This window comes from Rhodoplanes sp. (assembly GCF_013377085.1).
In the GTDB taxonomy this organism is placed as follows: domain Bacteria; phylum Pseudomonadota; class Alphaproteobacteria; order Rhizobiales; family Xanthobacteraceae; genus Rhodoplanes.
The window spans coordinates 46737-59185 of sequence record NZ_JACAAX010000019.1 but is presented as its reverse complement, the minus strand read 5'-3'; the positions used below and the strand labels follow the sequence as shown (position 1 = coordinate 59185).

Sequence of the window (12449 nt, the reverse complement as noted above, 5' to 3'; positions counted from 1 at the left end):
GAACTCCCTCAGACGATGTGCGCCAGGACGATCAGCACCACCGTCACCGTGATAGCACCACCGATGCGGGTGGCGATCTGCGCAAATGGCATCAGAACCATGCGGTTGGCGGCGGTGAGGATAGCGACGTCGCCGGTGCCGCCCTGACCCGAGTGGCAGGCGTTAACGATAGCCGATTCGATCGGATACATGCCGATCCGCTTGCCGACGAGGAAGCCGGTCCCCATCAGCGTCACCACGGTCGAGACGATAATCGCCAAATGGGTGAAGTTGAAGGCGGCGACGAGCTTGTCCCACGGGGTGATCGAGACGCCGACCGCGAAGAGCAGCGGGAAGGTCACGGCCACCTGGAAGAACTTGTAGACGACGCCGGCACCGGCCTGGAGCTTGGGCGACACCAGACGGCCGAGCTTGATCGCAACCGCCAGGAACAGCATGGCGACCGGCCCGGGCAGGCCGGTGAGCTTGAATACCAGCATACCGACCAGATAGAACGTGCAGGCCGTGATCAGCGCGCCGGCGACGACGCTCGGGCCGATGGTCGACGGATCGACCCTCTCTTCCGTTGCCGCGAGATCGTTGGAGACACCCGGCTGGAGCTGGCCTTCACCGGTCAGGTGCGGATAGCGCTTGCCGAGCGTGTTGAGGGCGCCGGAGAGCAGGATGGCGGTGAGGCTGCCGAGCATCACGCAGGGCAGCACGGTCGCGAACAGCTCACCCTGCGGCTGGTGCAGGATCTCCGCATAGCCGATCGACAGCGGGATGGCGCCTTCGCCGACGCCGCCGGCCATGATCGGCACGACGATGAAGAAGAAGGTCTCGTAAGCCGACTTGCCCAGCGCGACGCCTACCAACGTACCGACCACGGCGGCCGCCATCGAGCCGACCGCCAGCGGGACGAAGATCTTCAGGAAGCCCTTGATCAGGACCTGACGGTCCATCGCGAAGATCGAGCCGACGATGATGCAGGCGATGAACAGGTAGAGGAACTGGCTCTGCTTGGAGAATTCCGTCGTGACCCGCACCACCTCGGACGGCAGCACGTGATAGAAGGCGAGGGCGGAGGGGATGAAGGTCGCGAAGATCGCCGCCGCGCCGACCTTGTTGAGGATCGGGGTGCGCTTGCCGAGCTCGCCGCAGGCGAAGCCGCCGACCGACAGGAGGCCGATCGCCATCGTGATCTCGCCGGAGAGCTTGCCGATCCAGGAATAGTAGCCGATGAGGCCGACCAGCACGACGAAGATCGGCAGCGGCACCACGCCGATGTTGAAGTCGACGACCTTCCACCAGAGATGCAACCACGCGTCCCGTGGTTTTGCCCGCGTGGCCGTGGCGGCGGCCAGATCCGGGAGCGTTCCTTCCAACTGCAACGTCACGACGTCCTCCTGATTCCTGTCGTTCTTCTCGACATCGAACTGGCCGCTTTTCGCGCTCGGGCCGACCTCTCGGTCTCGCCGGAGCGGATGACTTTTGTGGCGCTCGAACTCTTCGACGCTCTGCTGATTGGCAATCGCCGTGCCACGCGCCGCGGAGTTTCCAAGTCCCTCTCGATGAACGGGTTTTTCGAGCGCATCCGGAAGTCTGCGGACACCGGCATGGCCGGGTGTCCGGACCGCGGATCGGCGCGATTTCCGAAAAACCGGAAATCGGCTCGCGGCGTGGAGCCCGGGATGTCTCGGCGTTTCGTTGCCGCGTGACGACGAGCGGGCCTAAGATCGAGCGACGATCCGGCCCCCGGCGACGGCGGGCCGGCCTTCCGGGAGACGCGCCTTGATGTGGTTTTCGAACGTCACGATCCGCGCCAGGCTGATCGTCGCCATGGCGCTCAGTCTGCTGTTGCTCACGGCGGTCGGCCTGTCGTCGCTGCTGGCGCTCGCCATCGTCGACCGGGCCACCAAGGAGCTCTACGCCCGCTGGCTGCCCTCCGTGCACGCGCTGTCCGAGATCAAATACGTGATGGCGAGCCATCGGCTGCGCTTCATCCGTGCCATCCTGACGCCCGAGATCGGGGATCGTGCCGAGGTGTTCGACGCGGCGGAACGCCGGCGCGACGACGTCGCCGAGCTCAGCAGTGCCTTCTCGACCGGGCTCACCGATCCGGTCGAGAAGCAGCGTTTCGCCGAGGCCATGACGGCCTGGGAGACCTATCTCGGCATGGAGCGGGACCTGCGGGCCGTTCTCGGCACGCGCTCCGCCAACGAGATCTCGGCGCTGGTCAACGGGCCTTCGCGCCTCGCTTTCGACGCGGTCAATGCGGCGATGAACTCGGCCGTCTCCTTCTATAATGCCGGGGCCGACCGGTCGGGGGCGGAGGCCGTCGCCACCTTCCAGCAGGCGATGCGACTCAACCTGACACTCTTCTTCTGTGCGCTCGTGCTGATGGCCGTCTTCGTCGTCATCGTCGTTCGTTCGATCGGCCAGCCGATCGAGCGCATCACCGAGACCATGCGCCGCCTCGCCGATGGGGATCGCACCGTGTCGGTCGTCGGCCTCGAGGGGTCGAACGAGATCGGTCGGATGGCGGCGGCGGTCGACGTCTTTCGCAACTATCTGATCGAGCGCGATGCGGCGCGCCACGCGCTCGAACGCGCCTACGAGAGCCTCGAGGACAAGGTGGAGGCACGCAGCTCGGAGCTGAGGATCGCCAACGCCGCCCTCCAGGCCGAGGTCGAGGAGCGCGCCCAGGCAAACCGCCAGCTCGAATCCATGCAGGAGGAACTGATCCGCACCGAGAACCTGGCCGTGATCGGCCAGCTCTCCGCCGGTATCGCTCACGAGCTCAACCAGCCGCTCGCCGCGCTGGCGACACTCTCCGAGAACACCGTCCGCTTTCTGGACATCGGCGACGAGACGACGGCGCGCGAGAATCTCGAGCGCATCGTCCGTCTCGTCGATCGGATGGGCATTCTGACGAGTCGCCTGCGCTCGTTCGCGCGGCGCACCAGCGCGGAGCGGGAGGTGGTCGATCTCGGCCGGTCGGTCGAGAGCGCGCTCGCTCTGCTCGGCCACCGCCACGACCGCGACCCCATGAAGATCCTGCTCGAACCGCCCGAGACGCCGATCCACATCGACGCCAACGCCGTCCGCATCGAGCAGATCCTGGTGAATCTGATCTCCAACGCCTTCGACGCGACCCGCGGGATCCCCGACGCCGTCGCCGTGATCGCCTGGAAGGCGGCCGACACGCGGGCCGTCCTGACGGTCAGCGACAACGGATCGGGCTTCGCGCCCGACATCCTCACCCGGATCTTCGAGCCCTTCTTCACCACCAAGGACAAGACCGGCGGCGGCCTCGGCCTCGGTCTCGCCATCTCGGCCGACATCGCCCGCATCTATGGCGGCTCGCTCACGGCCGCCGACGGGCCGCAGGGCGGGGCCGTGTTCACCCTCGCGCTGCCGCTGTGCGGAGACGAGACGGACACGGCAGAGCCGGTGGCGGACGGCGCCGGAGCTTCGGACAGCGGGATGGGCACGGTGCCGAGCGCCCGATCCCACACGGTTTCCGGGTGATCAGCTCGGGGCGACACAAACGACCGTCAGTGCAAGAACCGCCCCCCACCCCCGACTCCTTTGGCGCGCCGGGGCGCGCCCGCCACGAGCTTCGCTCGCGGGGGGAGGGGAGCCGCAGCGCCTCTGCTCCCCTCCCCCCGCGAAGCGGCGGGGAGGGGTTGGGGGTGGGGGGAAGCCCCATTCGCCGAGATCGTTTGTCGGAGCCGAACTGATCAGCCGGCACCCCGTCCGAGAGATCAACTCTGCTCGCTGTCGATGCCGTGCTTGCGGATCTTGTCGAACAGGGTCGACTTCGCCGTCGACAGGGTCTTGGCGGCACGCAGCACGTTGCCGTGCTGCCGGCGCAGCTCCTCGGCGATCAGCGACTTCTCGAACAGGTCGACGGCCTCGGCGAGCGGCACCGGACGGTCGTTCGAGGTCGCCGACATCTTGATGCCGAGAACGTGGCGTTCGGCATAGTTGCGCAACTCGCGGACGTTCCCGGGCCAGCCATAGGCCATCAGCTCGCGAATCGTCGCCTCCTTCACCTCCGGCGTCTCGCGCCCGTGGCGGAGCGCCGCCTGCGTCACGAAATGCTCGAACAGAAGCGGCACGTCCTCGCGACGGGTGCGCAGCGGCGGCAGCTCGAGCGTCACGACGTTGAGCCGGAAGTAGAGGTCGTTGCGGAACCGACCCGCCGCGCTCTCCGCCGCCAGATCCGACTTGGTCGCGGCGATGACGCGGAAGTCCACGGCAATCTGCTGATTGGAGCCGAGCCGTTCGATGGTCCGCTCCTGCAGCACGCGCAGGAACTTGATCTGCATCGGAATCGGCATGCTCTCGATCTCGTCGAGAAACAGCGTGCCGTGCGCGGCGTGCTCGATCTTGCCGATCCGCCGCTTGACCGCGCCCGAGAAGGCGCCGGCCTCGTGACCGAAGATCTCGCTGTCGAACAGCGTCTCCGGCAGGCCGCCGCAGTTGAGCGCGACGAACGGGCCGCGCCGTCCCGACGCGTCGTGGAGGCAGCGAGCCACCAATTCCTTGCCGGTCCCGGTTTCGCCGAGGATCATCACATCGGCCGACGTCGTGGCGATCTCCGAGATCGTCCGGCGTAGCTGTCCGATGGCCGGCGAGCGGCCGATGATGCGGCTCTCGAGGCTCCCGAGCCCGGCGAGCTGCTTCTTGAGGCCGCGCACCTCGAGCGTGAGGACCCGCTTTTCCAGCGCGCGCTTCACCACCTCGACCAGATGCTGGGACGTGAACGGCTTCTCGATGAAATCGTAGGCGCCGTCCCGCATCGCCTGCACGGCGGTCGCGACGTCGGCGTGTCCGGTGACGAGAATGACGGGCAGCGCCGCGTCCTGGGCCAGCAGATCACGCATGAAGGACAAGCCGTCCTGTCCGGGAAGCCGGATGTCGCAGACGATGATGCCGGCGAAGTCCGGCGCGAGCAGGCGCTGGGCCTTCTCGGTGGACTCGACGCCCAGGCTCCGAATGCCTTCGAGGGCCAGCGCCTGGACGCAGCCGAGCCGGACGTCGGCATCGTCCTCGATGATCAGCACCTGCGGGTCGGACACGATCGGCCTCCTGCCGGACTGCGCACGGGGGACAAAGGGAGTACGACGGTCCGGCGCCCCGACCAGCCTGCACATACGGCGCGGCAGTCGACGACGACAGGGTCTTAGATCGACGGGGGCGACGTCAACAATATGGCAACTTACGTAGCGGCCGGACAACACCGGATGACCCTGACATTTCGCTCGCTGGTCGCCCTGCAGACTGTACATACCGGCCCTGCGGGTCGGCGATCGACCGCATTTCGCCACCGGAATGCTCAAATCAGGGCGCTGGTGCCGTCCGTCCGGCCGGTGCCACAGACATCGGGATCACGCCGAAGCGACAGGCGATTTCCGAAAAACCGGACGTCAATTCGCGAGGTTTTCCGGGATTCCATCCGCCACGGGCCGGTCGGCATCACATTCGTTTTACGAAACGCAGCATAATCAAGCCGCTTACATACAGGATACGGCTTGGCACGCCGATTGCGGAGACGTGACGTCTCCGGTTACCCACACCGTCTCGCTCGGCTCTTCGGTGCAATCCGAAGGGCGGAGCGATCAGATCCGTCGGCAGACGCCGGGCATGGTCCGGCGCGTCCAAACAGGTAGGTTGCACATGCGCCGGTTTCGTCGAGCGAAGATCGTTGCCACGGTTGGTCCGGCGAGCGCCACTCCCGATACGCTGCGCGCCTTGTTGTTCGCCGGAGTGGACACGTTCCGACTGAATTTCAGCCATGGCACTCACGAGGACCACGCGCGCGTCCACGCGGCGATCCGGGCGCTGGAGAGCGAGACCGGCAGCTCGATCGGCATCCTGCAGGATCTGCAGGGCCCGAAGATCCGCGTCGGTACCATCGCGGGCGGCGCCATCCGGGTTGCGGCAGGCGAGCGCATCCGCTTCGTGCTCGGCGGCGTCGACGGTGTCGCCGATGCGATCCCGCTGCCGCATCCCGAGATCTTCGCCGCGGTGATGCCCGGCCACGACCTGCTGATCGACGACGGCCGGGTGCGCGTGCGGGTCACCGGCGTGACCGGCGAGGCGATCGACGCCGAGGTGATCCTCGGCGGCGTGATCTCCAACCGCAAGGGCGTGAACCTGCCGGGCACCGTCCTCGACGTCTCGCCGCTCACCGCCAAGGATCGGGCCGACCTCGCCTTCGGGCTCGAGCTCGGGGTCGACTGGGTGGCCCTGTCGTTCGTTCAGAAGCCGTCCGACGTCATCGAGGCGCGGGCGCTCGTCGGCAGCAATGCCGGCCTGATCGCCAAGATCGAGAAGCCGAGCGCGATCGACTGTATCGACGACATCCTTCGGCTCGCCGACGGCGTCATGGTGGCGCGCGGCGATCTCGGCGTCGAGATCCCCCACGAGGACGTCCCCGGCCGGCAGAAGGAGCTCGTGCGGGCGTGCCGCCAGGCGGCGAAACCCGTGATCGTCGCGACCCAGATGCTCGACTCGATGGTCGGCGCCCCGACCCCGACGCGGGCCGAGGCCTCGGATGTCGCCACGGCGATCTACGACGGCGCCGACGCCGTCATGCTGTCGGCCGAGTCGGCGACAGGCAGCTACCCGGTCGAGACCGTCGAGATGATGGACCGGATCATCCGCGCCACCGAGAGCCACAAGCTGTACCGCTCGATCGTCCAGGCGTCGCAGCCCGGCAGCGAGGAGACGCCGCCGCATGCCGTCGCGGCCGCCGCCGCGGATCTCGCCGAGACGATCGGTGCGCCCGTCATCGTCGGCTTCACGTCGTCCGGCACCACAGCGACCCGTATCGCGCGCAAGCGGCCGAGCCTGCCGATTCTGGCGATCACGCCGCACCAGTCGACGGCGCGCCGCATGAGCCTGCTGTGGGGTGTCCACGCGTCGCTGGCTGGCGACGTCGATTCCTACGAGGAGATGGTCGAGCGCGGCGCCTTCGTGGCCCGCAACGAGGGCTTCGCCGCGCCCGGCGACCACATCGTCATCGTCGCCGGCATCCCGTTCGGCCGCGCCGGCACGACCAACAATCTGCGCGTCGTGCAGATCGTCGACGGGCGCGAGGTCTGAGAGCCGATCCGAGAAGACGTCGAGTTTGGTGAACCGGATGTGAGTCCATTGCGGGGGCTTGATAGGTCCCAAGCCTGCGGGGTGGAAGCCCGCGCACCGGCGCATGGCCGAGCGACGCGGCCTTCGTTATCCGAGCGACCTCACCGACGCCGAATGGGTGATGGTGGCACCGGCGGTTTCGCGGGCGCGGCGCGGCGGGCGCCTGCGCGATGTCGATGTGCGCGAAGCTCTCGACGCCGTCGTCTATGTTCTCTCGACGTGTGCCGGTGGAATGCTCTGCCGAAGTGGATCCCGCGCCGAAGCTGTCGGTGGCTCGAAGCCACGGTCAGCTCAACTCCGCGCTGATTTCGTCGCGTAACCAGTCGCGAAAGACCTTGATTCCCGGGCTTATGCGTCGATCCTTGGAGACGAGAAGATAGTATCCGAGATCCAGCGGGAGCACGTGCGGGAACGGAGCGACGAGGCTCCCCAGGCGCAGGTACTGGGCGACAAGGACGCGCACGCCCATCGCGACGCCGATCCCCTGGAGGGCGGCCTCGTAAGCGAGAACGGAGTTCTCGAACTTCAGTCCGCGCGTCGCATCGATGGTCGTCATGCCGACCGATGCGAGCCACTGCGCCCAGTCGTTCGGTCGCGCCAGCGAATGCAGCAGCGTGTGCCGGGCGAGATTGGCGGGCGAGCTCTTGACTTTCCAGGATTTCGTGAGCGCCTTCGTACAGACGGGTATCAGTTCTACCGGGGCCAGGAATTCCGCGTCGCAGCCGTCGAACCGGCCGGTTCCGGTCCGGATCACGACCTGATTGGCGCGTGCGTCGATCACCGGATGAGCGGACGCGGTCAAGCGGATCTCGATGTCGGCAAATCGGTCGTGGAAGCGTTGCAGCCGCGGGATCAGCCAGCGCTGACCGAATGTCGTGTGCGTGTGCACCGACAACACGTCGCGGCGACCCCGCATGCTGACCGCGGCGACGGCCCCGTCGATGTCATCCAGTGCCCGATTGATCGCAGGAAAAAGGCGCTGGCCGTTCTCCGTGAGCCGGATCGACCGGTGTGACCGCTCGAAAAGCGACACCTCGAGGTACTCCTCGAGGGCACGGATCTGCCGGCTGACGGCGACCTGCGTGACGTTGAGTTCCTTGGCGGCGGCCGTGAAGCTCAGGCATCTCGCCGCGACCTCGAAGGTGCGGATCGGATTGAGGGGGACCCGTCGACCGCGCATTCGCTTGCCCAACTTTTGGTTATGCTACCTGCGCCAAATATTTGGTTGAGTCAACGACGCCTCCGGCCGACCATCTCGCTCGGCCGAGCTGCACCTCGACGTCAGCGAGCCTCCCTTCGCCGGGAGAGCAACCAAAAGGCCGGGAAACGCAGAGGAATCATGCGCACATCAGAAGGCGATCAATGTCGCGCGGGCGATGACCGGGCGTCGGGCCCCGCGGGCGAGCCGCGCGCCGCTTCGCGTTTCGTGTGGACAGTCGCGGCGGGTCTGTTCGCCGTCGTTCTCGCAACCTTGTCGGGTGTCGCCCCGGCGACGGCCGCATATCCTGACCGGGTCGTCAGAATCGTCGTGCCCTTCGCGGCTGGCGGGGGCACCGACCTGATCGCCCGTCGGCTGGCCGACGAGATGGGCAAGACCCTCGGCCAGCGGGTGATCGTCGAGAACCGACCGGGGGCCGGCACTATCCTGGGCTCGGCTGCGGTCGCGAACAGCCCGCCGGACGGCTACACGTTGCTGATGGCGACCTTCGCCCATGCGGTCAATCCGAGCTTGAACCCGAAGCTGCCTTACGACACGTTCAAGGCCTTCACGCCGGTTGCGTTGATCGCCCGGTCGTTCAACGTCGTGGCCGTCAATCCCCAGCTTCCCTACCGTTCCGTGCAGGAGTTGATCGCCGCGGCCAAAGCGGAGCCGGGACGGATCAACTTCGGGTCCTTCGGCATCGGCACGTCGGCGCATCTCGCCGGCGAGCTGTTCAAGAACCTCGCGGCTGTGGACCTCACCCATGTCCCCTACCAGGGGGCGGCCCCCGCCATCACCGACCTCATGGGCGGACAAATCCAGGTGATGTTCACGACCGCAGCGAGCGTCGCCTCGCATGTCCAGAGCGGTCAATTGCGGGCGCTGGCCGTGACCTCGGCCACGCGCGCTGACCTCTACCCGGATCTGCCGACCGTCGCCGAATCCGGCGTGACCGGCTACGTCGCCGAGAGCTGGTACGGGCTGTATGCGCCGGCCGGAACGCCGGCCGACGTCGTGAAGGTGCTGAACCAGTCGGTGCGGCGCGCCGTCGAGTCGGAAGCGTTCGCCAAGCTGAAGGATCTCGAGGGGCTCACCCTCGAAGGCGGCACCCCCGAGGACCTGGACCGCTACGTGCGAGCCGAGGCGGCGCGATGGCAACGCCTGATCGCCGCCGCAAACATCCGAGCAGAGCGACAGTGATGACCGACATGCCCGATCCCCTGCAGTTCATCGACGTCACGGTGGAGAATACCGTCGCCACCGTGACCCTGTGCCGGCCCGAGGTCCGCAACGCCATCCATGATGCGATGCGCGCGGAGCTGATCGCGGTTCTCGACCGGATCGCCGAGGACGACGCCGTGCGGGCCGTTGTGATCACCGGAAAGGGCGCGGCGTTCTGCGCCGGCGGCGACGTGTCGGGTATGCAGGCCCGGCTGCAGGAGCCGCCGGGCGAGATCGCCTTCAATGGATGGCGTCGCCAGAGGAAGACCCATCGCAGCATCGCCGGCCTGCATCAGATGGGCAAGCCGACGATCGCCGCGGTCAATGGTGCGGCGGTCGGGCTCGGCTGCGACATGGCTCTATGCTGCGATTTCATCGTCGCGTCCGAGAGCGCCGTGTTCGCGATGAGCTTCATCCAGCGCGGTCTCGTTCCCGACGGCGGCGGCCTGTATTTCCTGCCGCGACGGATCGGCCTGTCGCGCGCCAAGGAGCTGATCTTCTCGGGTCGGCGCGTAAAGGCCGACGAGGCGCTTCGGATCGGGCTCGCCGACCGGCTCGCGACCGATGCCGACCTGGTGACGGAGGCGCACGCGTGGGCCGCCGAGCTCGGCCGCGGCTCGCCGGTCGCGCTGGCACTCGCGAAGTCGATCCTCGACCGCACCTTCGAGCTGGCCGAGGAGCAGGTCTTCGCGCTCGGACGGGAGGCACAGGCGATGTGCTACACTAGTAAGGCGCATCGCGAGTCCGTCGCGGCGTTCCTGGCCAAGACCGACCGTCGGGAGCCGAGGACGTGAGCGCCGTCGGCCGCCTCTTCCATCCGCGCAGCATCGCCGTGGTCGGGGCATCCTCGGATCCGGGCAAGCTGATCGGTCGACCGATCGCCTATCTGGAGAAGCATGGCTTCGCAGGCGCCATCTATCCGGTGAACCCGCGCTATGACCGGGTCGGCAGCCGCGTGTGCTACCCCGACGTCGCCTCCCTGCCGGAGGTCCCCGACGTCGGGCTCGTGTTGCTCGGCGCCGACCGCGCCGTGTCGGCCGTGGAGCAGCTCGCCCGCGCCGGGGCGGTGGGCGCCGTTGTTCTGGCGAGCGGCTTCGGCGAGTCGGGGGAGGAGGGGCGCCGCCGGCAGTGCGCCCTGAAGGAGGCGGCCGGCGCCATGCGGCTGCTCGGGCCGAACACGATCGGGCTGGCCAATGTCACCGACAAGATCATGCTGTCGGCGAGCGGCGCCATGGAGCTGGACGGCTTCGTGTCCGGGTCGGTCGCGCTGGTGTCGCAGAGCGGCGGGATTCTCGGCTCCCTGCTGTCGCGTGGCGCCGCCCGCGGCATCGGCTTCTCGAAGCTGGTCGCGACCGGAAACGAGGCCGATCTCGACATCTCGGACTTCGTCGATCACTTGGTCGACGACGACGCCACGTCGGTGATCGCGCTCTACATCGAGGGCGTGAGAAACTCAGACCGCTTTCGCGCCAGCGCCGCGAAGGCGGCCCAGCGCGGCAAGCGGCTGGTCGCCTACAAGGTGGGGCGATCGGAAACGGGAGCGAGATCGGCCGTGTCGCACACCGGCGCGCTCGCGGGCTCGGACCGGGTCTACGACGCGCTGTTTCGGCAGCTCGGCATCATCAGGGCACAGACCTTCTCGGACCTGCTCGACATACCGGCTGCGCTGGCGACCGGGCGTCTGCTCGCCGGCAACCGCCTCGCGGTCGTCACCACGACGGGCGGCGCCGCGACCCTGATCGCCGACAATGCAGGCCTCGCGGATTTTTCGCTGCCGGCGCCCGACGAGACGACGGCGCAGGGGCTCATGGCGCTGGACATCCCGGATGCCGCGCTCGACCGGAATCCGGTCGACGTCACGCTCGCCGGGCTGCGGCCGGAGCTGTTCCGGACGGTGCTGTCGCTGCTGTCCGACAGCCCCACCTACGATGCGATCGTGACGATCGTCGGCTCGTCGGCGCTCGGGCAGCCCGACCTCGTCGCGCGCCCCGTCATCGAGGCGCTGGCGCGAACCACGAAACCGATCGTCGCCTATGTGAGCCCGGAGGCGCCGCACATCGTCAACGCCCTCAACCGGGCGGGCGTCCCGGCCTTCGCGAGTCCGGAAGGCTGCGTCACAGCCCTCTCGGCGCTGCGGGCCGCATCGGAACGACCTGCTCGCATGCCGGCGATCGAACCCCGTTCCGGAGCCGCGTCCGCGGCGGGCAAGCACCTCGGGGACGGTCCCCTGAACGAGGCCGAGAGCAAGGCGTTGTTCGCGCGGTTCGGCATCCGGCCGGTCACGGAGCTCGTCACAGCGACGCCCGACGAAGCGCAGGCGGCGGCGCACCGGCTCGGCGACGGGCCCGTCGTCCTGAAGATCCTGTCGCGCCATATCGCGCACAAGACGGAGGTCGGCGGGGTTGTGGTCGGTGTGGTGCCCGACGAGGTCGGCGCGCGCTGCCGGGACATGGCCGCGCGCCTCGGCGGCGAATCGGGGGGCGATATCGAAGGGTTTCTCGTGCAGGAGCGCGTGAGCGGCGGCGTCGAGGTGATTCTGGGCGTTCATCGCGATCCGCAGCTCGGCCCCGCGATCCTGCTCGGGATGGGCGGCGTCGCCGCGGAGCTCCTCGAGGACACGGCACTTCGACCGCTGCCGCTGATGCCCGGCGATGCCGAGGCGATGATTGCCGAGCTGAAGATGGCGCCGCTCCTCCACGGCTATCGCGGCAGGCCGCGCGCGGACGTAGCGGCTCTCCGTGCGGCGATCGAGGCGTTTGCCGAGATGGTCTGGAGTCTCGGCGAACGGCTGCGGGAGGCGGAGATCAACCCGCTGTTCGTGCTGCCCGAAGGGCAGGGCGTGAAGGCCGCCGACGGCTTGGTCGTCCTGGCAACGGCCACCTAGGGCATGTTC

9 protein-coding genes are annotated in these 12449 nt (G+C 67.9%); 6 read left to right on the top strand and 3 right to left on the bottom strand.

Annotated elements, in window-relative coordinates; genetic code table 11:
* Positions 1-8: 8 nt before the first annotated feature.
* Positions 9-1298 carry a 2-hydroxycarboxylate transporter family protein gene (locus tag HXX10_RS14855; RefSeq protein WP_296523365.1) on the bottom strand — a complete coding sequence of 430 codons (1290 nt, stop codon included), beginning with the start codon at positions 1296-1298 and terminating at the stop codon, positions 9-11.
* On the opposite strand from HXX10_RS14855, the gene HXX10_RS14850 reads away from it, so the two are divergent.
* Positions 1293-1697, top strand: a complete 405-nt coding sequence (locus HXX10_RS14850) for a hypothetical protein (RefSeq protein ID WP_296523363.1) — start codon at positions 1293-1295, stop codon at positions 1695-1697. The two genes, HXX10_RS14855 and HXX10_RS14850, sit on opposite strands and share 6 nt — an antisense overlap.
* Before the next feature lie 76 nt (positions 1698-1773).
* The gene (locus HXX10_RS14845) at positions 1774-3510 is read left to right on the top strand and encodes an ATP-binding protein (protein ID WP_296523458.1); all 1737 of its coding nucleotides are present in this window, start codon (positions 1774-1776) and stop codon (positions 3508-3510) included.
* A 236-nt stretch (positions 3511-3746) separates the two neighbouring features.
* Here the strand turns inward: HXX10_RS14845 and HXX10_RS14840 are convergent, their stop codons facing one another.
* Positions 3747-5066, bottom strand: coding sequence for a sigma-54 dependent transcriptional regulator (locus HXX10_RS14840; RefSeq protein WP_296523361.1), 1320 nt, complete (start codon positions 5064-5066; stop codon positions 3747-3749).
* Positions 5067-5664: 598 nt separating this feature from the next.
* Here HXX10_RS14840 and pyk point away from each other — a divergent pair.
* Positions 5665-7095 (top strand): pyruvate kinase, encoded by a 1431-nt coding sequence (gene pyk / locus HXX10_RS14835; protein ID WP_296523359.1) that lies wholly within the window; start codon positions 5665-5667, stop codon positions 7093-7095.
* Between the two features lie 325 nt (positions 7096-7420).
* Here the strand turns inward: pyk and HXX10_RS14830 are convergent, their stop codons facing one another.
* A complete protein-coding gene (locus HXX10_RS14830; protein WP_296523357.1) occupies positions 7421-8326 on the bottom strand; it encodes a LysR substrate-binding domain-containing protein in 906 nt (301 codons plus the stop codon).
* A 33-nt stretch (positions 8327-8359) separates the two neighbouring features.
* On the opposite strand from HXX10_RS14830, the gene HXX10_RS14825 reads away from it, so the two are divergent.
* From HXX10_RS14825 to HXX10_RS14815, 3 genes are read left to right on the top strand one after another with little or no spacing between them, the layout of a single operon-like run.
* Positions 8360-9535, top strand: a complete 1176-nt coding sequence (locus HXX10_RS14825; RefSeq protein WP_296523355.1) for a tripartite tricarboxylate transporter substrate binding protein — start codon at positions 8360-8362, stop codon at positions 9533-9535.
* On the top strand, positions 9535-10350 hold the full coding sequence (locus HXX10_RS14820) for an enoyl-CoA hydratase/isomerase family protein (protein ID WP_296523353.1): 816 nt from the start codon (positions 9535-9537) through the stop codon (positions 10348-10350). Before HXX10_RS14825 ends, HXX10_RS14820 begins: the two co-directional genes overlap by 1 nt.
* Positions 10347-12440 (top strand): acetate--CoA ligase family protein, encoded by a 2094-nt coding sequence (locus HXX10_RS14815; RefSeq protein WP_296523351.1) that lies wholly within the window; start codon positions 10347-10349, stop codon positions 12438-12440. Before HXX10_RS14820 ends, HXX10_RS14815 begins: the two co-directional genes overlap by 4 nt.
* Positions 12441-12449: the final 9 nt, after the last annotated feature.

Excerpts from the sequence above, each read along its gene's own strand:
- HXX10_RS14850 (WP_296523363.1), top strand. The coding sequence starts at position 1,293 with ATGCAACCACGCGTCCCGTGGTTTTGCCCGCGTGGCCGTGGCGGCGGC.
- pyk (WP_296523359.1), top strand. The coding sequence starts at position 5,665 with ATGCGCCGGTTTCGTCGAGCGAAGATCGTTGCCACGGTTGGTCCGGCG.
- HXX10_RS14820 (WP_296523353.1), top strand. The coding sequence starts at position 9,535 with ATGACCGACATGCCCGATCCCCTGCAGTTCATCGACGTCACGGTGGAG.
- HXX10_RS14845 (WP_296523458.1), top strand. The coding sequence starts at position 1,774 with ATGTGGTTTTCGAACGTCACGATCCGCGCCAGGCTGATCGTCGCCATG.